This is a genomic window from Roseibaca calidilacus (assembly GCF_001517585.1).
GTDB classification, from domain to species: Bacteria; Pseudomonadota; Alphaproteobacteria; order Rhodobacterales; family Rhodobacteraceae; genus Roseinatronobacter; species Roseinatronobacter calidilacus.
The window spans coordinates 1,924,222-1,945,405 of record NZ_FBYC01000004.1 but is presented as its reverse complement, the minus strand read 5'-3'; the positions used below and the strand labels follow the sequence as shown (position 1 = coordinate 1,945,405).

General features: G+C 59.8%; 22 protein-coding genes. 16 read left to right on the top strand and 6 right to left on the bottom strand.

Going from position 1 to position 21,184, the window contains the following annotated elements; genetic code table 11:
- The first annotated feature begins 14 nt into the window (after nt 1–14).
- Together trxA and hslV are read left to right on the top strand one after the other, a co-directional pair.
- Nucleotides 15–335: a thioredoxin gene (gene trxA / locus AWT76_RS13130; RefSeq protein WP_072246744.1), complete on the top strand. Its 321-nt coding sequence runs from the start codon at nt 15–17 to the stop codon at nt 333–335.
- Nucleotides 336–438: 103 nt separating this feature from the next.
- A complete protein-coding gene (hslV, locus tag AWT76_RS13125) occupies nt 439–990 on the top strand; it encodes an ATP-dependent protease subunit HslV (protein ID WP_072246743.1) in 552 nt (183 codons plus the stop codon).
- Here hslV and AWT76_RS13120 read toward each other — a convergent pair.
- Nucleotides 980–1,276 (bottom strand): BrnA antitoxin family protein, encoded by a 297-nt coding sequence (locus AWT76_RS13120; protein WP_072246742.1) that lies wholly within the window; start codon nt 1,274–1,276, stop codon nt 980–982. The genes hslV and AWT76_RS13120 overlap by 11 nt on opposite strands.
- On the bottom strand, nt 1,212–1,517 hold the full coding sequence (locus AWT76_RS17275) for a BrnT family toxin (protein ID WP_072246741.1): 306 nt from the start codon (nt 1,515–1,517) through the stop codon (nt 1,212–1,214). Before AWT76_RS17275 ends, AWT76_RS13120 begins: the two co-directional genes overlap by 65 nt.
- A gap of 198 nt (nt 1,518–1,715) precedes the next feature.
- On the opposite strand from AWT76_RS17275, the gene hslU reads away from it, so the two are divergent.
- From hslU to tpiA, 5 genes are all read left to right on the top strand, one after another.
- Nucleotides 1,716–3,017, top strand: a complete 1,302-nt coding sequence (gene hslU / locus AWT76_RS13110) for an ATP-dependent protease ATPase subunit HslU (RefSeq protein ID WP_072246740.1) — start codon at nt 1,716–1,718, stop codon at nt 3,015–3,017.
- A gap of 71 nt (nt 3,018–3,088) precedes the next feature.
- Nucleotides 3,089–3,439, top strand: coding sequence for an SUF system Fe-S cluster assembly protein (locus AWT76_RS13105; RefSeq protein WP_072246739.1), 351 nt, complete (start codon nt 3,089–3,091; stop codon nt 3,437–3,439).
- Entirely contained in the window at nt 3,439–4,002 is a 564-nt protein-coding gene (locus AWT76_RS13100) for a sugar O-acetyltransferase (RefSeq protein ID WP_245638821.1), read from the top strand. Before AWT76_RS13105 ends, AWT76_RS13100 begins: the two co-directional genes overlap by 1 nt.
- A gap of 2 nt (nt 4,003–4,004) precedes the next feature.
- Nucleotides 4,005–4,397 carry a HesB/IscA family protein gene (locus AWT76_RS13095; protein WP_072246738.1) on the top strand — a complete coding sequence of 131 codons (393 nt, stop codon included), beginning with the start codon at nt 4,005–4,007 and terminating at the stop codon, nt 4,395–4,397.
- 55 nt (nt 4,398–4,452) lie between these two features.
- The gene (tpiA, locus tag AWT76_RS13090; RefSeq protein WP_072246737.1) at nt 4,453–5,181 is read left to right on the top strand and encodes a triose-phosphate isomerase; all 729 of its coding nucleotides are present in this window, start codon (nt 4,453–4,455) and stop codon (nt 5,179–5,181) included.
- Here tpiA and AWT76_RS13085 read toward each other — a convergent pair.
- Both AWT76_RS13085 and AWT76_RS13080 read right to left on the bottom strand, forming a co-directional pair.
- Entirely contained in the window at nt 5,178–5,828 is a 651-nt protein-coding gene (locus tag AWT76_RS13085) for a rhomboid family intramembrane serine protease (protein WP_072247709.1), read from the bottom strand. The genes tpiA and AWT76_RS13085 overlap by 4 nt on opposite strands.
- A 114-nt stretch (nt 5,829–5,942) precedes the next feature.
- The gene (locus AWT76_RS13080) at nt 5,943–6,638 is read right to left on the bottom strand and encodes a sugar transferase (RefSeq protein WP_072246736.1); all 696 of its coding nucleotides are present in this window, start codon (nt 6,636–6,638) and stop codon (nt 5,943–5,945) included.
- A 429-nt stretch (nt 6,639–7,067) separates the two neighbouring features.
- Between AWT76_RS13080 and AWT76_RS13075 the strand changes: the two genes are divergently transcribed.
- A complete protein-coding gene (locus tag AWT76_RS13075) occupies nt 7,068–7,904 on the top strand; it encodes an ExeA family protein (RefSeq protein ID WP_072246735.1) in 837 nt (278 codons plus the stop codon).
- A gap of 4 nt (nt 7,905–7,908) precedes the next feature.
- Here AWT76_RS13075 and AWT76_RS13070 read toward each other — a convergent pair whose 3' ends face one another.
- The gene (locus AWT76_RS13070) at nt 7,909–8,331 is read right to left on the bottom strand and encodes a VOC family protein (RefSeq protein ID WP_072246734.1); all 423 of its coding nucleotides are present in this window, start codon (nt 8,329–8,331) and stop codon (nt 7,909–7,911) included.
- Between the two features lie 129 nt (nt 8,332–8,460).
- Between AWT76_RS13070 and AWT76_RS13065 the strand changes: the two genes are divergently transcribed.
- The 7 genes from AWT76_RS13065 to AWT76_RS13035 all read left to right on the top strand — a co-directional run bounded on the left by AWT76_RS13065 (nt 8,461) and on the right by AWT76_RS13035 (nt 17,890).
- Nucleotides 8,461–9,240, top strand: coding sequence for a thymidylate synthase (locus AWT76_RS13065; protein WP_072246733.1), 780 nt, complete (start codon nt 8,461–8,463; stop codon nt 9,238–9,240).
- The gene (locus AWT76_RS13060) at nt 9,240–9,719 is read left to right on the top strand and encodes a dihydrofolate reductase (RefSeq protein ID WP_072246732.1); all 480 of its coding nucleotides are present in this window, start codon (nt 9,240–9,242) and stop codon (nt 9,717–9,719) included. Before AWT76_RS13065 ends, AWT76_RS13060 begins: the two co-directional genes overlap by 1 nt.
- A gap of 415 nt (nt 9,720–10,134) precedes the next feature.
- Entirely contained in the window at nt 10,135–10,776 is a 642-nt protein-coding gene (locus AWT76_RS13055; RefSeq protein WP_072246731.1) for a hypothetical protein, read from the top strand.
- Between the two features lie 22 nt (nt 10,777–10,798).
- Nucleotides 10,799–13,219, top strand: coding sequence for a UDP-forming cellulose synthase catalytic subunit (bcsA, locus tag AWT76_RS13050; RefSeq protein WP_072246730.1), 2,421 nt, complete (start codon nt 10,799–10,801; stop codon nt 13,217–13,219).
- On the top strand, nt 13,216–15,432 hold the full coding sequence (locus AWT76_RS13045) for a cellulose biosynthesis cyclic di-GMP-binding regulatory protein BcsB (protein ID WP_072246729.1): 2,217 nt from the start codon (nt 13,216–13,218) through the stop codon (nt 15,430–15,432). The genes bcsA and AWT76_RS13045 overlap by 4 nt, the downstream gene beginning before the upstream one ends.
- Nucleotides 15,429–16,499, top strand: coding sequence for a family 8 glycosyl hydrolase (locus AWT76_RS13040; protein WP_072246728.1), 1,071 nt, complete (start codon nt 15,429–15,431; stop codon nt 16,497–16,499). The genes AWT76_RS13045 and AWT76_RS13040 overlap by 4 nt, the downstream gene beginning before the upstream one ends.
- Nucleotides 16,496–17,890: a hypothetical protein gene (locus AWT76_RS13035; RefSeq protein ID WP_072246727.1), complete on the top strand. Its 1,395-nt coding sequence runs from the start codon at nt 16,496–16,498 to the stop codon at nt 17,888–17,890. The genes AWT76_RS13040 and AWT76_RS13035 overlap by 4 nt, the downstream gene beginning before the upstream one ends.
- A gap of 71 nt (nt 17,891–17,961) precedes the next feature.
- On the opposite strand, the gene phaZ is transcribed toward AWT76_RS13035, so the two are convergent.
- The gene (phaZ, locus tag AWT76_RS13030) at nt 17,962–19,239 is read right to left on the bottom strand and encodes a polyhydroxyalkanoate depolymerase (protein ID WP_072246726.1); all 1,278 of its coding nucleotides are present in this window, start codon (nt 19,237–19,239) and stop codon (nt 17,962–17,964) included.
- A 121-nt stretch (nt 19,240–19,360) separates the two neighbouring features.
- On the opposite strand from phaZ, the gene AWT76_RS13025 reads away from it, so the two are divergent.
- On the top strand, nt 19,361–21,163 hold the full coding sequence (locus tag AWT76_RS13025; protein ID WP_072246725.1) for a PHA/PHB synthase family protein: 1,803 nt from the start codon (nt 19,361–19,363) through the stop codon (nt 21,161–21,163).
- The last annotated feature ends 21 nt before the right edge of the window (nt 21,164–21,184 follow it).

Genomic DNA, 21,184 nt, shown 5'->3' with positions numbered 1-21,184 from the left:
ACATGGAGGGGCCAATGCCCACAGTAGCCGTTACAGACGCCACATTCGATGCCGAAGTGCGCCAGTCCGACATTCCCGTCGTGGTCGATTTCTGGGCAGAATGGTGCGGCCCGTGCAAGCAGATCGGCCCTGCTCTGGAAGAGCTGTCGAATGAATATGGCGACAAGATCAAGATCGCCAAGGTGAATGTGGACGAAAACCCGAACACCGCCGCGTCCATGGGCATCCGCGGCATTCCGGCGCTGTTCCTGTTCAAGGACGGTCAGCCCGTGTCGAACAAAGTGGGTGCGGCCCCGAAATCGGCGCTGCAATCTTGGATCGACGGCGCGTTGTAAGCGTGTAGAGGGCCTTTTGGGCCTTCCTGACCTGCCGGTGGCATCGGGCCATGTGCCCGGATGCCACCGGCAGGAGCATTTCCGGCAAGATGAAGAGGGCGCGATGACCGAGTTTCCCGGCTGGCATGGCACGACGATTGTGGCGGTCCGCCGAGGCGGCGAGGTTGTCGTGGCGGGTGATGGGCAAGTGTCACTTGGCCAAACCGTCATCAAGGGCAGCGCGCGCAAGGTGCGCCGCCTATCGCCCGGTGGCTATGAGGTGGTCGCAGGTTTTGCCGGGTCCACCGCCGATGCCTTTACCCTGCTGGAGCGGTTGGAGGCCAAGCTGGAAGCCACACCGGGGCAGTTGGCGCGCGCTTCGGTGGAATTGGCCAAGGACTGGCGCACCGATAAATACCTGCAAAAGCTGGAAGCCATGCTGATCGTGACCGATGGGCGCGATCTGTTCGTGATTACCGGTGCGGGCGACGTGCTGGAACCCGAGCATGACATTGCCGCTATTGGCTCTGGCGGGAATTACGCATTGGCCGCCGCGCGGGGGCTGATGGTGACCGAGATGCGCGCCGAAGATATCGCGCGGCAGGCCATGGCGATTGCAGCGGATATTTGTGTGTATACGAATGGCAACCTGACGGTGGAGAAGATCACCGCTTGATCTGCGCTTCCATCCATGCGCGTAGAACGGCGTTCATGCGGGTTTGGTAGCCTGCGCCCTGAGATTTGAAGAACTCTAGCACGTCGGGGTCGACGCGCAGCGAGATGGCCTTTTTCGACTCCGGCGTGACCAGCTTGGCGCGGGTCCAGTCGACTTCGAATTCGTCCTCGTCGCGCTCGGGTTCCAGCCCAAGCTCTTCCGCGCGCCGAAGCGCGTCCCAATCAGTGCGGCCTTTCATCTGGCGAATCTCGTCCAGCGTGTAGGTTTTGATAGAGGTCTCGCTCATGTTTCCGTGCCCTCCGGGCGGTGATGATGCGGATCGACTCTCCGCGGATCGTGAAGAACACCGCAACCATGATCCCGTTCCAATCCGCGATTGCGGCGAAGCGGTCTTCGGTATCGCTTCGGGCAGGGATAATCAGGTGCGGGCTGTCGAAGATGGTGATGACGTCAAGAAAGTCGATGCTGTGCTTTTCGATGGTCTTGAGACGTTTGATTTCGTCCCAAGTGAAGTAGATATCTTGCATATTTGAGCCTTTGGGGCGGCCTTTGCAGGCCGGGTTTATTCATATCGACCCCATTTCCTGATATCCTGTTCCCTGTGTCCAATATGCGTTTATACGGGTCACACCAAAAGTATATACACATCGCCTACACATTCCGCAACCCCTTCAATTTCGCCGCTCAAGCCTCTATCTGAGCAGGAACACCAGAATGGACGCCCCATGACCGACCTAACCCCGCGCGAAATCGTGTCTGAACTGGACCGCTTCATCATCGGACAAGCCGAGGCTAAGCGCGCGGTGGCGGTGGCGTTGCGCAGCCGTTGGCGGCGCAAGCAGTTGTCGGCGGAGTTGCGCGATGAAGTCTATCCCAAGAACATCCTGATGATCGGGCCGACCGGGGTGGGCAAGACAGAGATCAGCCGCCGTTTGGCGAAGCTGGCGCGGGCGCCGTTCATCAAGGTCGAGGCGACGAAATTCACCGAAGTGGGCTATGTGGGCCGCGACGTGGAACAGATTATCCGCGATTTGGTCGATGCAGCGATTGCCCAGACCCGCGAGCAGATGCGCGACGCGGTGAAAGCGCGCGCCCACAAGGCCGCAGAGGACCGCGTGATCGCGGCGATTGCGGGGAAAGATGCCCGCGAGGCCACGCGCGAAATGTTCCGCCGCAAGCTGCTTGCAGGCGAATTGGATGACACGGAAATAGAGATCGAACTCGCCGACACATCCAACCCGATGGGCGGCATGTTCGACATGCCCGGCCAGCCGCCACAGATGATGAATATCGGTGAAATCTTCGGCAAGGCATTGGGCGGGCGCACCGTCCGCAAGAAAGTGACAGTGTCGGAAAGCCATGACCTGCTGATCGCGGAAGAGGCCGACAAGCTGCTGGATGACGAAGCGGTGAAAGCCGCTGCACTAGAGGCTGTTCAGGAAAACGGCATTGTTTTTCTTGATGAAATTGACAAGGTCTGTGCGCGGGCCGATGCGCGCGGGGCCGATGTCAGCCGCGAGGGTGTGCAGCGCGACCTGCTGCCGTTGATTGAAGGCACGACCGTCAGCACCAAGCATGGGCCGGTCAAGACCGACCATATCCTGTTCATTGCCTCTGGCGCGTTCCATGTCGCCAAGCCGTCGGACCTGCTGCCAGAATTGCAGGGGCGTCTGCCGATCCGGGTGGAGTTGCGCCCGCTGACCGAAGCCGATTTCGTGCGCATCCTGACCGAAACCGACAATGCCCTGACACGGCAATACACGGCGCTGATGGGGACAGAGCAAGTGGCGGTCAGCTTTGCCGAAGATGGAATTGCCGCGCTTGCGCGCATTGCCGCCGAGGTGAACCAATCGGTCGAGAATATCGGCGCAAGGCGGCTTTATACGGTCATGGAGCGCGTGTTCGAAGAGCTGTCGTTCCACGCGCCCGACCGGTCCGGGCAAACGGTGATGGTGGATGCCGCTTTCGTGGAGCGCAACATCGGCGATCTGGCCCGTTCCGCCGACCTAAGCCGGTATGTGCTGTAGCACTGGACGGGTCAGGGGATTTTCCTATATATTCGCTCAGGAAATAGTTTAGCCAAAGGAAGGGCCGCGCCATGCCACAGGATGAAGGCGATCTGCTGATAAAGCCCTCCAGCACCGACCACCCGCTGTATGAGCCATTGGTCGAAGCCTGCAAAACGGTCTATGACCCCGAGATCCCCGTCAATATCTTTGATCTGGGCCTGATCTACACGATCACGATCTCGGACGCGGGCGAGGTGGACGTTATCATGACGCTGACAGCACCGGGGTGCCCCGTGGCGGGTGAAATGCCCGGCTGGGTTGCAAACGCGATGGAAGCCGTACCCGGTGTGCAATCGGTGAACGTGGAAATGACCTTCGACCCGCAATGGGGCATGGACATGATGTCGGACGAAGCGCGTCTGGAACTGGGGTTCATGTAATGGACGTGGTCTTGTCCGAACGTGACAAGATGCTGTCGGGCGCGCCCTATGATCCGGGTTGCCCGGAACTGGTGGCGCTGCGCACCCGCGCGCAGCGGTTGATGCGCGACTATAACCAGACCATCTACGGCGATGCGCAGCGCGCCGAGTTGATGCAAGCCCTGCTGGGCACTTGGAACGGCGCGGTGATCCGCCCGCCATTTCATGTCGATTACGGCGTGAATATACATTTCGGGCCGGGGTGCTTTGCGAATTTCAACCTTGTCGTGCTGGATGTCTGCCCGGTGCATATTGGCGCGCGCAGCCAGATTGGCCCGAATGTGCAAATCCTGACCGCCGACCACCCGCGCGATGCGGCAACCCGCGCCACGGGGGCCGAATGGGGCCGCCCGGTTACCATTGGCGCGGATGTGTGGATCGGCGGCGGCGCGATCATCCTGCCCGGTGTGACTGTGGGGGATGGCGCGATTATCGCCGCAGGGGCCGTGGTCACGCGCGACGTGCCCGCAGGCGTGACTGTCATGGGCAACCCGGCCCGACCGCAGAAACAGAAAGAAGGCTGACCATGTTTGGCATTCCCGGCAAATCTCCGGTGACGATGACCCCCGCTGCCGTGCGGCAGATCAAACGCCTGATGGAGCGTGAAGGGGCCAAGGGCCTGCGCGTGGGCGTCAAGAAGGGCGGCTGCGCGGGTATGGAATACACGATGGAAACCGCGCAGGATGTTGGCGAACATGAAGAGGTGATCGAGCAGGACGGCGCACGCGTGCTGATCGCCCCCATGGCGCAAATGTTCCTGTTCGGCACAGAGATTGACTATGAAACCGGGCTGCTGGAAAGCGCCTTCAAGTTTCGCAACCCCAATGTGACCGATGCTTGCGGCTGCGGTGAATCGATCAAGTTCGATGATGTCGAAACGCTGACCGAACGCATGAACGCGGCCCGCGCCCAAGGTTGATTGCATCCGCGTCGGGCGCCGCGTATCCCTGTTGCAAATAACAGGAGGACGACGGATGCCTTGCAAACTTGCCGCCGGTAATTGGAAGATGAACGGCCTGCGCGCCGATCTGGAAGAGCTGCGCGCCTTGATCGCGGCCCAGCCAGAGCCGGATTGCGGTGTTCTTATCTGCCCGCCTGCCACGCTGTTGGCCCCGATGGCTGCCATTGCCGATGGCAGCCGCCTGCTGTTGGGCGGCCAAGATTGCCACACCGGCCAGAGCGGCGCGCATACTGGCGATATCTCTGCGGCCATGCTGGCCGATGCGGGCGCGCGCCATGTGATCCTTGGGCATTCCGAACGGCGCGCTGACCATGGCGAAAGCTCGGATCTGGTTGCGGCCAAGGCGCGTGCCGCGCATGACGCTGGTCTGACGGCGATCATCTGCGTAGGCGAAACCGAAGCAGAGCGCGACGCAGGCCGCACGCTGGACGTGGTGCTGGGGCAGTTGCGCGATTCCACCCCCAAGGCTGCAACTGCCGCAAACACGGTCATTGCTTACGAACCCGTCTGGGCCATTGGCACAGGCCGCACCCCCACGCTAGCGCAGATTGCCGAAGTGCATGACGCGCTGCGCGCGGCTGTGCCAGATGCAGAGATCTCGTTGCTGTATGGTGGGTCGGTCAAGCCCGGCAATGCGGCAGACATCTTCGCATTGGCCAATGTGGATGGGGCGTTGGTCGGGGGCGCTTCGCTGAAAGCGGCGGATTTTAGCGCCATCATTGCCGCGCTGGATGCGGCCTAGATGCGGTAACGCAGGGTCGGGGTGGCGATTGCCGCGAAAAGCACGCCACCTATGAACCCGCCCAGATGCGCTTCCCAAGCCAGCATTCCGGACAAGAGCAGCCACAAAACGACATTCAGTATGGCAAGCCCAACGAGTGACCGCCATAGCGGGCGCATGGGGCTGCCCAAATGGTGGCGCAACTGCCATTCCCAGAATTTCCACGCACCGATCAGGCCAAAGACCGCGCCAGATGCGCCCACCATGGGTGCATCTGCATTTGACAGCAATGCATAGCCCATCGCGCCGGTAAATACGCTGACAGCATACAGCAGCAAGAAGCCGCGCGCCCCGATCCGCGCCACGACGATCCCGCCAAGCGCCAGCACGGCAACCATATTGCCAACAAGGTGCAGCATGCCACCATGGAGCGCCGCATAGGTGAAGAACATTGTTACAGGCTGGCCGGGATAAACCGGGTCCCAGCCGCGCAACAGCCCGTCCCAGAATGCGCCATACATCAGGAAAACGCCGCGCAACCGCTCGAAGCCCAAAAGGCCGGTTTCACCCAGCGTCAGCAGGATCTCGGGCGCGCAGGTCAGCGCGACCAGCCAAAGCACAGCCGGGCTGTTGGAAACGGTCGGAAAGACGATGTTGCGTGGCGCCATAAGCGCGGCTTTGACACTCTCTTCCACGGTTTGCAAGTCATCCTGCGCAGGCCGCATTGCGCGCGCAGGCCGACTCACCGTCGCAGAAGACCGAATGTTGGGGCGCATCCGCGGTCAGTAGCCCGTGCTGCGGATAAGCGTGCGGATGGTTTCCCAAACCAGCTTCAGATCACTGGCAAGGCTAAGTTCGGACGCATATTCCGCATCTATCTGGGCACGCCGACGGAAGTGGACATTGTTGCGCTCGGATACCTGCCACTTGCCGGAAATGCCTGGCTTCATCGACAGATAGATATCCAGCGTTGGCCCATAGAGTTCGATCTGGTTCAGCATCATTGGGCGCGGGCCAAGGAGGCTCATATCGCCCTTCAGGACATTGAACAGCTGCGGAATTTCGTCGAGGGAGGTGCGGCGCAGGAAATCGCCCAAACGCGTCACCCGAGGGTCGTCTTTCAGTTTTTGGGTGGTCTCCCACTCGCGCGCAAGTGCGGGGTCATTTGCCAGCAGGTCTTGCAGCATCTTCTCGGCATTCGGGCGCATGGTTGACAGTTTCCAGATGCGGAAAACACGGCCATGCTGGCCCAAGCGCAGTTGTGTGTAGAACACCGGATTGCGCGACGCGAGGTTGGCCAGCGCACAGAGCAACACGATGGGAATGATGATGGGCAACGACGGAAGGACGATCGCCAGATCCAGAGCGCGCTTGCCGTAGCGCGCGTAGAATCCGGCCGAACTGCCTAGTTGATCGTAGCTATCTTTGGCCACCACTTCTGTGGCCTCCATCTTTTTGTGTTGAAACGTAATCGTCATCGTATTCACCCTTACCAATCGCACACATGTCACCTGACACTCGGGCCGCACACTTGCGTTCCTGGCATATGGCCAGACATTCGTGGCGCGATTATGGTTTTGGTCGGTCACAAATTTAACCTATCCTTAACCTTGCTGTTTTTCATTAAGAAAGCGTGAAGATCGTTGCCGCCAGAAGAGATTGGATTTCAATTGTCACCTATGGTGGAACAAAGCTGTGCAAGTTTGCAGTTTGTTTCCTCCGTGCCAAGGCAGAGGTTTCGTCACAGGCGCGCCTGTCTGGCGTCATTGGGCAAAACGATTCGCATCGTAACGGCATTCAGTGCGATAGCAGTTGCCTTGCAGTTGCCGCGTTTGCGCTTGAATTTCGTCATGTCGTAACGGTATCGCCATGAAGCTGCGGGTATTGTCGCAAGGGGCAGAAGCATCATGGCACATGGATTTTCGTCATATCTGGACCATTTCGGGTTCAAGCAACGGCCGTTCTCTTTGACGCCCGACCCCGAGTTCCTGTTCTGGTCCGATACTGCGCGTGGGGCCTATGCCATGTTGCAATATGGCCTGTCCACACGGGCCCCCATCACGCTGCTGACCGGCGAGATCGGCGCGGGCAAGACAGTCCTGTTGCAGCATTTCATCGAGGAAGCTGACGAGGATGACAGTCTTTCGATTGCGCTTGTCACCAACACCCGCCCCAACACGCGCGAAATATTGCAATGGCTGCTGCCGGAACTGACGCAAAGCGACCTGAGCGACGAGTCGAAATTCCTGAAGGTGCAGGAATTTCTGATTCAGGAATTCAACGAAGGGCGGCGCGTGCTGCTGGTGATCGACGAAGCGCAAAACCTGTCGCTGGAAGCGCTGGAAGAATTGCGGATGCTGACCAATATCAACCTTGGCAAGGAAGAAGTATTGCAGCTTTTCCTGATCGGCCAGCCGGAACTGCGCGATCATGTGCGCCGCCGAGAGCTGGTGCAATTCGCCCAACGTGTCGCAGCGAACTATCACCTGCCATACATGCAACCCGAAACCGTGCTGCACTATATCTCGCACCGTCTGAAAGTGGCCGGGGGCAAGCCCAATGTGTTCAGCAAGCAAGCGGCCATGCTGATCCATGAGGTGACAGGCGGTGTGCCGCGTTTGATTAACCAGCTTTGCGATATGTCGCTGACCTATGCGTTCGCGCAAAGCGATCAGGTCGTGAAACGCGCCACCGTCCAGTCGGTTCTGGACGATGGCATCTTCTTTGCGCCGCTGCGGGACTGACGCGCTACCAGTGCCCGGTATTTTCCATGCTGGCCCAAGGCTCTGCCGGGGCGAGGGCGGCGCCCTTCTGCAAGAATTCGATTGAAATATTGTCGGGCGAGCGCACGAAAGCCATGCGTCCGTCGCGCGGTGGGCGGTTGATGGTGACGCCATTTTCCATCAGGTGCTGGCAAGTGGCGTAGATATCATCCACCTCATAGGCCAGATGCCCGAAGTGTCGGCTGTCAGAGGGCAGGGCGTCGTCGCCATCCCAATTCCATGTCAATTCTACCGGGCATTCGGGCTGGCCCGGCGGGGCCATGAAGATCAGCGAAAATCGCCCGGCCTCGCTGTCGTGGCGGCGGATCTCTTCCAGACCAAGTAGCTTGTAGAACGCCATAGAGGCGTCCAAATCCTTGACCCGAACCATTGTGTGCAGGTAGCGCATCTCGTCTCTCCTTGTGGTGAGTGTCAGGTATGACCATTCGCGCGGCGATCAACCCGTTTGGGGGGCTTTTCAACGGCAGCGAATCCGGGCATTGTCACGGCTTACAGCATGATGTGGGCGGGTAGGGCCATGCAACAATATCTAGATGGTTTGCGCTATATTCTTAAGCATGGCACGCCAAGTGACGACCGCACAGGCACAGGCACGCTTTCGGTGTTCGGCCTGTCCATGCGCTATGATCTGGCCGATGGTTTCCCGCTTGTCACAACAAAGCGCGTTCATCTGAAATCTGTCATTCATGAGCTGTTGTGGTTTCTGTCTGGCGACACGAATATCGCATATCTGAAAGCCAACGGCGTCTCTATCTGGGATGAATGGGCGGACGCCTCCGGCGATCTTGGCCCCGTCTATGGCAAGCAATGGCGCGATTTTGGCGGGGTGGACCAGATCGCAACCTTGGTTGCGCAGATAAAGGCCAATCCCGACAGCCGCCGTTTGATCGTTTCGGCTTGGAACCCGGCAGACGTGCCCGATATGGCACTGCCGCCCTGCCATACGCTGTGGCAAGTGCGGGTTCTGGCGGGCAAGCTGCATTTGCAGCTTTACCAACGGTCTGCCGATATGTTTCTGGGGGTTCCGTTCAACATTGCGTCTTATGCGTTGTTGCAGATGATGCTGGCGCGCGTTTGCGGGCTGGAGCCGGGAACCTTCGTGCATACGATGGGCGACGCGCATATCTATTCCAACCATATGGAGCAGGTGACCACGCAGCTTGGGCGCGAACCGCGCCCCTTGCCGCAAATGGAGATATTGCGCCGCCCTGACAGTATCTTCGATTTCACCTATGACGACTTCCGGATTCACGGGTATGATCCGCACCCTGCCATCAAGGCCCCGGTGGCTGTCTGATGCTGACATTGATCGTAGCGCGGGCGCAAAACGGCGCGATCGGGCGTGGCAATACCATTCCATGGTCAGCGCCAGAAGATCTGGCCTTTTTCCAGCGCGAAACCTTGGGCGGCGCGCTGATCATGGGGCGCAACACATGGGAAAGTCTGCCCAAACGTCCTTTGCCCCGGCGGCTGAATATCGTGGTCACGTCGCGCCCGCTACACGAAGAGGGCGCGCTGGTGGCCAGCCTTACGACAGCGCGCGACATGGCGGAAGCGGCGGGCTATGCGCGTGTCTATGCCATCGGGGGTGCCGGCATCTATGGGGCCTTCCTACCTCAGGCCGATAGGCTGCTGATTACAGAGGTTGATCTGACCATCGCCGATGCCAATACGTTCTTTCCACCCGTGGCGCTGGAAACATGGCGCAAAACTGCCCAGATCGAGCTGCGCAGCGCGGCTCCGTCATGTCGGTTGTGCGAATATCTGCGCAAGTGACAGCCGTATTTGTGGCCAATGCGCAACATATGCCCCGGTGCGTCGGTATACACTGTATGTTGGGGATCAAGGTTGCCAGCGCATAGATATTCGATAATCAGGCATCATACCTACGTCTTTAAGCATATCCGCCGCGAGTTCTAGTCCCGCGCAAGCTGTGTCGCGAATGAGAAGGCCATCGCGTGGCCCGTAATTCGATGGAATCTTGCCATAACGCTGACAATTCGGTAAGATAACCTTAATCATAAAGCGTCCCGCAAAGGGGCGGTCGTGGGCAAATCCCGGTAGAAGGATACCCGCAGAGGCAGAGGCAACCTATGTGCAGGTCACTTGACCAGAGTTATTGCGTGTGCACGCAGACCGTTCTTCGTGGCGGTGCTCTGCTATGTGCCCTGTGCCATGATCGGGCAGAACAATGCAGCATTATTACCCAGTAGCGCCCGCACGGGCGACGTTTTCTTTCAGTTTCCTGCGCCTTGTCATGCTGTTGGCCGGGCTTGTCGCGCTTTCGGCCTGCGGTATCCGCCTGCCGGGCAATAGCGACAGCCCGACCGAATTGGCAGAGGCCGTGACCGAGTTTCGGGTTGTTCCCGCGTCGCGGGCCTTTATCAGCGTTCCGTCGGCCATGTTGGTCATGGAACGTGATTTGGGCGGTGCGATCGAACAACGGATCACCTTGCCAAACCCGACATCGCTGGCCGGAGAGAACACCATATTTCTGCGGGCGCAGAGCGGGTCTTTGGCGCGCGGGACAAGATTTGTCCTGACTGAGCAGATCATGCAATTTGGCGGCGCGCCCAGCCCGTTTGCCGAGATCGCCGAAGGGGATCTGACCGCGACATCCGACAGCTTTGGCGACATAACCTATGCGACCATGCGCCCGGGTGGCGATTTGGTCTGCGTGCTGGCATTTCGCCGGACGCAAACGGCCAGCCGCGCCTTGCCGCGTGGCACGGATGCTTTGGATATCATGATGAGAAACTGTGTTTCGGGGTCGGTCGAGCGTGCCTTGGCCCCGATTGGTGCGAGTGCGTTCGGCCTTGGATTGCCGGATTGACCCTATTTCAGGAGTTTAGTTTATGAGCCTGCTTATTGCCACAAGGCGACTGCGGCCGGGCGAGATTGTGCTTGCCCTGCTTTGGTTCGCTATTGTCATACCGCTTGCATTTCTAGCCAGCATACCGACATCGAACGCCGTGCAGGGGGCCTTGGGCCTGTTTGCGGTTCTTGGCGTCGCAGTGCTAAAACCCTTTACCATGAAATCCATCGTGGCGCGTTTCGCGCTGCTGGCAATGGCCTCTGCCATCGTGATGCGCTATTGGTTCTGGCGGATCACCTCTACGCTGCCGCCCTTCGATGAACCGCTGTCCTTTACGATTGCGGTCGCGTTGTTCATTGTCGAAACCTACGCAATCTGCGTGTTCTTCGTCAGTTCCTTCATCACCGCTGACCCGATCGAGCGCAAGCTGCCGCCCAAAGTGGCTGCCAGCAGCCTGCCCACGGTCGATATTCTGGTGCCCAGTTATAACGAACCGGTCGAGATGCTGTCGGTCACCTTGTCGGCGGCCAAGAACATGCATTACCCGCAGAACAAACGGACCGTCGTTTTGTGTGACGATGGCGGCACGGATGAACGGTGCAACAGCGACGACCCGGTCAAGGCGCAGGCCGCGCGCAAGCGCCGTGCCGATTTGCAGGCGCTATGTGCCGAGTTGGGCATCGTCTATTCAACCCGCGCGCAGAACCTCAATGCGAAGGCCGGGAACATGTCCGCCGCGTTGGAGCGGTTGGATGGTGAACTGGTCGTGGTGTTCGATGCCGACCACGTCCCGGCGCGCGATTTTCTGGCGCGCACAGTTGGCTATTTTGTAGTCGACCCAAAGCTGTTCCTTGTGCAGACGCCGCATTTCTTCCTGAACCCGGACCCGGTGGATCGCAACATTGGCCTGCGCGCCGATTGCCCGCCGGAAAATGAAATGTTCTACCATCAGGGCCACCGGGGCCTGGACCGCTGGGGCGGGGCGTTCTTTTGCGGTTCTGCTTCGGTTTTGCGCCGGGCGGCCTTGGATTCGGTGGGCGGCTTTGCCGGTGAAACGATCACCGAAGATGCCGAAACCGCGCTGGAAATTCACAGCAAGGGCTGGAAAAGCCTGTATGTCGATCACGCCATGATCGCTGGGCTTCAGCCGGAAACTTTCACCACATTCATCGAACAGCGCGGGCGCTGGGCGACTGGCATGATGCAGCTTTTGCGGCTGAAGAACCCCCTGCGCCGCAAGGGCATGAGCCTGAGCCAACGGCTCTGCTACCTGAATTCGATGACCTTCTGGCTATTCCCCTTGGTGCGGATGACCTTCATCCTTGCGCCCTTGGCCTATCTGTTCTTCGAATTGCAGATCTTCGTCGCCACCATCGAAGAAGTCGCGGTCTATATGTCCAGCTACATGGCGATCAGCTTCATGGTGCAAAACGGGCTTTACGCCCGCGTCCGCTGGCCGCTGATTTCAGAGCTGTATGAAACCGCGCAGGCGCCCTACCTGTCTGGCGTGGTGTTGCGCACCATCTTCAAGCCGCGCGGCGCGAAGTTCAACGTGACCGCCAAGGACGAGGTGCTGGAAGAAGATTTCCTGTCACCCATCTACCGCCCGCTTCTTGTTCTTTGGGGCATCACGCTTTTGGGTGTCATCGCGGCCGGTATTCGTTGGCTTCTGTTCCCCGGCGACCACAACATCCTGATGATTGTGGGCGGCTGGGCGGTCTTCAACTTCATCATCCTTTCGGCCGCTCTGGGCGCGATTGGAGAGCGTCGTCAGCGCCGCGTGGTGCCGCGGGTTGAAATGAACGTGCCCGCGGTGGCCGCAATCGGGGCGGGTGAACACTATACCTTCACCGCCGCGACCGTGCTCGATTCCTCGACCAGCGGTTGCAAGCTGAAGCTGACCCCCGGCCCCGACACCGATCTGGCCGAACTGGAGCGGCTGGAAAAGGGCGCGGTGTTCTACTTTACGCCCGAATTCCCGAAATCGCCGCATCTGGAAAATGCGGTGCGCGTGCAGGTGGTCAATATCAGCCGCGATCCGTCTGGCGTGGTGTTGGGTGTGCGCTATGACCCGGAACAGCCGATGATCGTGCGGGAAACCATCGCGCATCTTATCTTCGGCGACTCGGCCGTGTGGGAGCGCGTGCGCGAAAGCCGAAACAAGCCGATGCCAATGCTCAAGGGCATGGGGTATGTCTTTACGCTGGCTTTCACCTCTGTCGCGCATGTTATGCGAATGATTGCCAATGAACCGGCACGCCGTAAACGTGCCGAGGAACGCGAGCGCAAAGTGGCGATCGTCGAAGAGCATCCGGCCCATATCCTTGCCTTCGGGGAAGCCTTTGACCCAGTGTTGAGCGAACCTGTTCACCCGATGAAGCAGATGCTCAGCCGATCCCAACGCATGATGGCCGAGGCGGCCCGCACCGGCGCGGCGATTGATCGTGGGACGAACGCATGAACCGTGTGAGCACTTTCCTGTCAGCCATGGCGGTCACATTTGGTCTTGTGCCGGGCGTGGCCTTGTCGCAAGGCGGCTTGATCCTGCTTCCAGAGCAAGACCAGCCGCAGGCCGAACAACAGCAAAGCGCAACCGACCCAAGCGATCGTCTGCGCCAATATACTCCGGCAGAAGCCGATCAGGCCGCGCAACAGCCGCGCGAATGGGTATCGCCCTTGCGCTTGACCGATTTGCAATTGCGGCGCGACGGCCCGCTTGCGCGGGTTACGGGTGAACGCGAATTGGTCAGTTTTGACCTTTATGTTGCCGATCCCGGTCGCACACATCGGCTGCAACTTGTGACCATCTCCAGCATTAACCTGCTGCCGGAACGCTCGTTCATGCGGGTTCTGGTGAACGGGGTCGATCTGGGGCGCACCCAGCTTGACAATTTCGACTCCGAGGGCAGTGACGAGATCATTCTGCCCCCCGACACCTTGCGCGCGGGGCGCAACGCGGTGCAGATCGAATTTCGTCAGGGCCACCGCATCTTTTGTGGTCCCGAAGCGTCATTCGACCTGTGGACCGATATTGATCTGGCCCGCAGCGGTGTTGTTCTGGACGCTGGTGCCGGTGGTGCCGGGCCGGACGGTTTCATGATGGGTCTGGCCGCGCAATCGGCGGGGCTGGCGCCAGTTGAAATTCGCGGCATCGATAGTTTGGGCGCAGAGTCGGCCACTTGGCGGCGTGCGCTGGTGCGGCATCTTAACCAAGCGCTGGTGGGCGCGCCCGTGGTCTTTGCTTTCACCGATTACTGGACTTTGCAGAACGAAACCCCGGCGCAGGCGCGCATTACCATCCTGCCTGCTGCGCAATCGCGTGTCAGCTTTCATGTGGGCGGCGATGGCGCGCGTGTCATGGTGCTGGAGGTCGCACAAGGCACGCGCCCGGCGGACCTGCTGGACCAAATCCCGCAATTGGAACCGCAGGCGCAGGCCAACCTTGCCCCTTTGCTGACCCCAGATGCCGAGAACAGCTTTTCCGATTTCGGCATTCACACCGAAAGCTTTTCGCAGCGCTATGCGATCCGCAACCACCCGTTCCGCCTGCCGGATGACTGGCTGATCCTGACCGCCGAAAAGGCGCGTATCTATTTGGATTATGCCTATGCCGAAGAACTGCCGGAAGGCGCGTTGTTGCTGATCCGGGTCAATGGTCAATCCGTGCGGCTGCTGCCGTTGCGCGGCGAGGGTGGCGCGCCCATCGTGCGCTTCCCGATCGATTTCGAGGCGCGCATCATGCAGCCGGGCACCAACACGCTGACATTCGAGATGATGGTGCCGGGCGACCCAGAGGACCTGCCATGCCCTGCCTATGACCAGCCATTCTTGCAGATTGGCGAAACCTCCAGCTTGTTTGTGCCTTACAGCCCGCCCATGTCGATCCCCGACATGGACCTTGCTTTCAGCGCGCTGACGCCGGACAGCCTGCGCAAGAACGAACTGAGCGGTCGGGCCTATTCGGACTTGGATATCCTGACCCTGTCTGCGGCGCTGGCGCGGTCGCGCGGCGATATTCGGCCCTCGACGCTGCATCTGGTTTCGATAGACGATCTGGGCGCGGTGCCGATGGCGCATCATCGGGCTGACCGCAAATTGCTGGAAGACACGGTGCTGATAACACCCGAATACGAAGCCCTGCTTGCCGAACAGCGCGCGACGGATGACCCTTTCGCCATACGCCGCCAGCAAGAGCGTGGGCTGAGCGCAGCTTTCAGTAATATCTGGGCGCTTATGCTTGATAAAGTGTATTGGGTGCGCGACAGGATTTTCCCGTCGAATGGCGACCAGTTGAACGCTTGGTTGTCAGAGCGGCGCGGGCAGGCGGTGCTGTTCCATCTGGACCCGAACCGTCCCGATGAAATCTGGATGCTGCGCAGCCCCGATAGCGATATCACGCAGATCGCGTCTTCCATCGCCGGCGCGCGCGCCTATGGTCGCGGTCCGCGCGGGCAGGTGTCTATTCTTGGCCATGACGGGCGTTGGGACAATTGGATCGCCCCGGACCGTCGCCCGATCTTGCTGGAACCGTGGTCCTTGCAGAATTTCCGCACTGCGATGGGAAATTTCGTGTCCGCACGTCCGATTTTTTACACATTCCTGATGTTGTTCCTGGCTTTGGTGTCGGCCTTGGTCGCATTGCGGCTTGTCATCTCAACCAGAGAGAAACTATGAAACGTCGCGATTTTCTTTATGGCAGCGCCGCTGCGGTTTTCGCCGGGTCCAGCATGGCCCAAGGTTTAGTTCCAGAGTTCGGTCAGACCGCGCAGCCCCTGTGGCAGGCATGGCGCGACCGGTTCATGAGGCCCGATGGCCGCGTGGTCGATACGTTGCAAGATCAGGCCAGCCATTCCGAAGGTCAGGGATATGGAATGCTTCTGGCGTCGCATTTCGACGATACCGAAGCCTTCGCCAAGATGTTCCAATGGACAGAGCGCAATCTGGCCATCCGTTCTGACCCGCTGCTGGCGTGGCGTTGGTTGCCCGATGCGGTCAATGCCGTGCCGGACCGCAACAATGCGTCGGACGGGGATTTGTTCTATGCTTGGGCGCTGGTCCGGGCGGCGGCGCGGTTCGAGGACCGCGCCTACATGACCCGCGCCAAAGAGATTGCACAAGCGCTGGCAGCCACCTGCATTGTGCCGATGCCGGGTGCTTCGGGGCGCACCTTGCTGCTGCCCGCGCAATTCGGGTTCAACAAGGAAACCCATGTCACGATAAACCCGTCCTACTACATGCCGCTGGCCATGCGAGAGGTTGCGGCGGTGACCGGGGTCAGCGAGCTTGCCATTTGCGCACAGCATGGCGAGGCGTTTCTGGATCAGCTTGCCCAAGACGGGTTGGTGCCGGATTGGGTTGATGTATCGGCAGACGGGATCACGGCATCCGAGGCGTTGTCGGCGAATACCGGATACGAAGCAATGCGCGTGCCGCTATTCCTGACATGGTCGCGCAGTCCGCGCCATCTGGCTGTGCGGCGCATGGCGGGGGTCTATGCCCGCACGGTGCAACCCGGTGTAGATGTGCCCACTGTGCTAGAGCCGATCTCTGGCAGCGTGCTCGAAACATCTGCCGATGCTGGGTATCAGGCGGTTGCCGGTCTAATCACCTGCACCGAAGGTGCTGGCCCCGGCGCGCTTATCCCGCCCTTCACGCCCGATCAGCCCTACTACCCGGCGACATTGCATTTGTTTGCCATGATCGCCGCCCATGAAACCCTGCCGGAATGTGTGCCGCTATGACCCGATCCCATATTCGTCACCCCGCCCTTATTGCTGTTGTTCTGGCCTGTTTGGCGGGTGGGGCCGCGCATGCGCAAACCGCCAGCTACGATGATCTGCGCGCCTTGCGTTATTACCTGCAACAGGGCGACGAGAATGCAACCCGTGCCGAATTGCGCCGCCTGCGCGCGGCCCATCCCGATTGGCGCCCCCCTTCGGACATGAACGAGCTGCTGGCGCCCCGCGCAGCCGCCGCGACGGTTGATGAGGGCGCGATCTGGCGCTTGATCGAACGCCGGGATTATGCTGCAGCACGCCGCGAGATTGACACGAGCCGTCAGTCTGTGCCCGGCTGGACACCGCCTGCCGACCTATTGCGCGTGCTGGAAACGAACGAGGCGCAGGACGCGTTCACCTCGGCCACGGCGGCGCGCAATGCCACGGATGCAATCGCAATTGCCCGCCGCTCGCCCCAGATTATGAGCTGTGAGCGGATCAACAACGCATGGCTTCTGTCGGATATGTATGTGCTGGCCGGGCAGGATGCCGCCGCGGTCACGACCTACCGCAACACGGTGCAATCCTGCACCGGCTATAGCCAGATGGAACCGACGCTGGAAAAGGCGTCGGCAGTGGCAAGCCGGTCTGAACTATCCAGTATGTTCGACGTGGCGCGCGACGCCAACAAAGCGGAAACCCAGCGGCTGAATACGCTGGAAAAGCGGTTGTTGGGCGGTGGTGCGCCGACCCCGCGACCCGCAGCAGCGCCCGCGCCGCGCGCGCAAGCCGTGGCGGCTGCGCCACGCCCAGCGCCAGAGTCGGCGACCCCGTCGCGCCTGCCTGTCAGCGGCGACGGGCGCGTGGCCGAGGTCCGCGCGCTCAAGGAACGCGAGCAATATGCGCGCTGCATCGCTGCGTCACAAAACCCACGCTCGCTGGATGTTCTGTATGAACGGTCATGGTGCCTATACAGCCATGACCGCCCGACCGAATCGCTTGTCGGGTTTCAAGCAGCGGCATCTGCCGGGGATGCGATTGGCCCCAATGTCGGGCGCGATGCGCATTATGGTTTGGCGCTTTCCTACCTGAGCATGAACATGACAGAGCAGGGCGCGCAGACCGCCACCCGCGCGCGGCTAACCGACACGCAGCGCGCAGAGGTCGAAAGCATCGTGCTGGATCAGCGCGGGGTGAAAGCCTATCGCAACGGCGATTACCGCCAGTCCATCGCTTACTTTAACGCGCTGGAAAAGTTGAAGGGCGGGCTGCGCCGCGACCTGTCGATCTTGCGGGCCTATGCCTTTCTCAATGCCGGCGAGCGGGTGCAGGCCAAGTCGGAGTTCGAGCGCTTGCACACGCAGCTTGCGACGGCGGAAACCCGGCAGGGGTTGAACGCCGTGCTGGGGAATTGACGGCAAGCCGCCTGTCACCGCAAGCGCATACCCCCAAACGCAAAACCCCCGCCAGTGGCGGGGGTTTTTGGTTATCCGTTAGAGGCCGCGATTTTAAGGCGGCGAGTGCCGTCCCCGCCATCCGAATGCATGTCCATGAAGTCCATCACCAGCGGGCGGATATTGTTGCGCCATGACTTGCCGGCGAAAATGCCGTAATGGCCTGCACCCGGTTCTAGATGGCTGGCCTTTTGCGTGTCGTCGAGGCCGGTCAACAGATCCAGCGCGGCCAGACATTGGCCCGGTGCGCTGATATCGTCTTTCTCGCCCTCGACAATCTTGACCGCCACCTTGGTGATCTTGCCAAGATCGACCTTATGCCCATCGACGTTAAAGGCATTGCGCGCGATTTCGCGATCTTTGAAAATGCGTTCGACCGTGGACAGGTAGAATTCTGCGGTCATGTCCATCACCGACAGATACTCGTCATAGAAGCGGTTGAACTTGTCTCGCTCACCGCCCTCACCATTCGCTTCGGCGGCAATCTTGTCCGAAAACGCCTGTGCGTGGCGTTCAAGGTTCATCGAGATGAACCCGCCAAGCTGCATCAGCCCCGGATAGACCAAGCGCCCTACGCCCTTATATTTGAACCCGACACGCTGGATGGCCAGATGTTCGAGTTGCCCCATGGTCACGCGTTCGCCGAAATCGGTGACTTCGGTTGGGGCTGCGTCCGGGTCCACCGGGCCGCCGATCAGGGTCAGCGTGCGCGGCTGCGATTCGGGTTCCAGTTCTGCCAGATAGGCGGTTGCGGCCAGTGCAAGCGGCACCGGCTGGCACACGGCGATCACATGGGTGTCCGGGCCAAGGTGGCGCATGAACTCTGTCATGTAGAGCGTATAATCTTCAATGTCGAATTTGCCCGCTGACACGGGGATGTCCCGAGCATTGTGCCAGTCGGTCACCCAGACCTCGCAATCGGGCAGCAGGCTGGTCACGGTCGAGCGCAGCAGGGTCGCATAATGCCCCGACATCGGCGCGCAAAGCAGAACGCGGCGCGGCTTGTCAGGGCGGCCCTGAACGCGGAAGCGCAGCAGATCCCCAAAAGGACGCGCAATTTCAACAACTTCTTCCACGATATTATCGCGGCCATCTTCGGTCACAACGGAATTGATGTTCCAATCCGGCTTGATGACCATGCGGGCGAAGCTGCGTTCCGTGACGCGCCCCCAAGCGGACATCACCTTGAACATGGGGTGAGGAACCAAGCCCCAGACCGGGTAAGAGGCAAAGGCCCTTGCAGAGGCGCCCATCCATTCGTTGGAGTTGCGAATGGCTTCCATCATATCGTAGGTGGCCATGCCCTTCATGTGGTATCCCTTTACAGCGTTCGATCAGGCTGCGCCAATCGTCCCTTTAACTCAAGTTGCGCGGCGACTATCCTGAACGACAGGATGCTGCGCATGCAAAGGGTAGGGGGAAATTCACTTCATGACAACTTCTGAATATGATGATGATAAAAAAGCTGAACGCCTGAAGGAAAATATGGCGCGGATCGAAGCATTGACCGAGCGCCTGACCAACGCCTTGGCGCATCGCAAACCGCCGCGTCCCAGCTTGCAAGCGCCCGACCCGGACCTGTTCTTGCACGGCGTCACCGCCTATTGGACGGAAATGGCGAAGAACCCCTCCAAGGCATTGGAACAACAGCTCGAATTTTGGGGCAAATCTCTCAAGCACCATCTGGATGCGCAAAAGATGCTGCAAAGCGGCAAGTTGAAGGCGCCAGAGGACAAGACCCCCGATGACCGCCGCTTTTCGAACCCGCTTTGGAAGACCCATCCATACTTTAACTATATCAAGCAGCAATACATGATTGCGTCAGAATCGATGCATGACGCGATCGAAGATCTGGAATCCATCGACGATCGTGAAAAGCGCCGCTTGCAGTATTTTACATCGCAGCTTGTCGACATGATGGCCCCGACGAATTTTCTGGCCACGAACCCCGACGCGCTGATGAAAGCGGTCGAGACCGAGGGCGAGAGCCTTGTGCGCGGCTTGGAAAACCTTGTGCGCGATGTTGAAGCAAACAAGGGTGAATTGCAGGTCACATTGGCTGACAAGGAAGCTTTCAAGCTGGGGCAGAACTTGGCGACGACGCCCGGCAAGGTGGTGTTCCGCAACCATCTGTTCGAACTGATACAGTATAGTCCGACGACAGAGCAGGTGTATCGCACGCCCTTGGTGATCTTTCCGCCATGGATCAACAAATATTATGTGATGGACCTGAAACCGCAGAACAGCCTGATAAAATGGATTGTGGATCAGGGCTATACGCTGTTCGTGGTGTCTTGGGTGAACCCCGATGCTAGCTATTCCGATATCGGCATGGATGACTATGTCGGCGACGGATATCTTGAAGCGATTCGTGTCGCGCGCGAGATCACGGGCGAGCCGCAGGTCAACGCCATAGGCTATTGCATTGCCGGAACCACATTGGCGCTGACGCTTGCGTTGATGAACAAGCGCAAGGACAAATCAGTGCGCGCGGCGACCTTCTTCACCACGCTGACGGATTTCTCTAACCGGGGCGAAGTGGGTGTCTTTCTGGAAGATGATTTCGTCGACGGGATAGAGGCCGAGTGCAACGAGAATGGCTATTTGGACAGCTTCTTCATGTCGCGGACATTCTCTTACCTGCGCTCGAACGACCTGATCTATGGCCCGGCCATTCGCAGCTATATGATGGGGGAAGCGCCGCCGGCCTTTGACCTGCTGTATTGGAACGGCGACGGCACCAACCTGCCGGGCAAGATGTGCGTGGAATATCTGCGCGGGCTGTGCCAGCAGGACCGGTTCGCCGCTGCCACGTTCCGCATCTGCGGCGAGGATGTGTCGCTGTCGGATGTGAAACACCCGCTCTTTGCCGTGGCCTGCGAGACTGACCACATCGCCGCGTGGAAATCCAGTTTTCGCGGCATCGCCAAGATGGGCAGCCGCGACAAAACCTTCGTGCGCTCGCAATCCGGGCATATTGCCGGAATCATCAACCCGCCTTCCAAGAAGAAATATGGCCATCATGCCGGGCCAGAGGTGAAGGGCACGCCAGAAGAATGGGTCGAGGCCGCCGAATTCAGCGAAGGGTCGTGGTGGCCGCGCTGGGAAGCGTGGCTCCGCAAGCGGTCAGGGGCTAAGATTCCGGCGCGCATTCCGGGCGATTCGGGCTTTCCGGCCTTGGCCGATGCACCGGGAACCTATGTGATAAGCACGAAAAACGACGCCATGTCATAGGCTTGGCGCAAAGCGCGCAGA

Coding starts and splice junctions, on each gene's coding strand:
- AWT76_RS13105 (WP_072246739.1), top strand. CDS start 3,089: ATGCCACAGGATGAAGGCGATCTGCTGATAAAGCCCTCCAGCACCGAC.
- AWT76_RS13045 (WP_072246729.1), top strand. CDS start 13,216: ATGAACCGTGTGAGCACTTTCCTGTCAGCCATGGCGGTCACATTTGGT.
- AWT76_RS13055 (WP_072246731.1), top strand. CDS start 10,135: ATGCAGCATTATTACCCAGTAGCGCCCGCACGGGCGACGTTTTCTTTC.
- AWT76_RS13040 (WP_072246728.1), top strand. CDS start 15,429: ATGAAACGTCGCGATTTTCTTTATGGCAGCGCCGCTGCGGTTTTCGCC.
- AWT76_RS13035 (WP_072246727.1), top strand. CDS start 16,496: ATGACCCGATCCCATATTCGTCACCCCGCCCTTATTGCTGTTGTTCTG.
- hslU (WP_072246740.1), top strand. CDS start 1,716: ATGACCGACCTAACCCCGCGCGAAATCGTGTCTGAACTGGACCGCTTC.
- AWT76_RS13120 (WP_072246742.1), bottom strand. CDS start 1,276: ATGAGCGAGACCTCTATCAAAACCTACACGCTGGACGAGATTCGCCAG.
- AWT76_RS13025 (WP_072246725.1), top strand. CDS start 19,361: ATGACAACTTCTGAATATGATGATGATAAAAAAGCTGAACGCCTGAAG.
- tpiA (WP_072246737.1), top strand. CDS start 4,453: ATGCCTTGCAAACTTGCCGCCGGTAATTGGAAGATGAACGGCCTGCGC.
- AWT76_RS17275 (WP_072246741.1), bottom strand. CDS start 1,517: ATGCAAGATATCTACTTCACTTGGGACGAAATCAAACGTCTCAAGACC.
- AWT76_RS13060 (WP_072246732.1), top strand. CDS start 9,240: ATGCTGACATTGATCGTAGCGCGGGCGCAAAACGGCGCGATCGGGCGT.
- AWT76_RS13080 (WP_072246736.1), bottom strand. CDS start 6,638: ATGACGATTACGTTTCAACACAAAAAGATGGAGGCCACAGAAGTGGTG.
- AWT76_RS13070 (WP_072246734.1), bottom strand. CDS start 8,331: ATGCGCTACCTGCACACAATGGTTCGGGTCAAGGATTTGGACGCCTCT.
- hslV (WP_072246743.1), top strand. CDS start 439: ATGACCGAGTTTCCCGGCTGGCATGGCACGACGATTGTGGCGGTCCGC.
- AWT76_RS13075 (WP_072246735.1), top strand. CDS start 7,068: ATGGCACATGGATTTTCGTCATATCTGGACCATTTCGGGTTCAAGCAA.
- bcsA (WP_072246730.1), top strand. CDS start 10,799: ATGAGCCTGCTTATTGCCACAAGGCGACTGCGGCCGGGCGAGATTGTG.
- trxA (WP_072246744.1), top strand. CDS start 15: ATGCCCACAGTAGCCGTTACAGACGCCACATTCGATGCCGAAGTGCGC.
- AWT76_RS13065 (WP_072246733.1), top strand. CDS start 8,461: ATGCAACAATATCTAGATGGTTTGCGCTATATTCTTAAGCATGGCACG.
- AWT76_RS13095 (WP_072246738.1), top strand. CDS start 4,005: ATGTTTGGCATTCCCGGCAAATCTCCGGTGACGATGACCCCCGCTGCC.
- phaZ (WP_072246726.1), bottom strand. CDS start 19,239: ATGAAGGGCATGGCCACCTACGATATGATGGAAGCCATTCGCAACTCC.
- AWT76_RS13100 (WP_245638821.1), top strand. CDS start 3,439: ATGGACGTGGTCTTGTCCGAACGTGACAAGATGCTGTCGGGCGCGCCC.
- AWT76_RS13085 (WP_072247709.1), bottom strand. CDS start 5,828: ATGGCGCCACGCAACATCGTCTTTCCGACCGTTTCCAACAGCCCGGCT.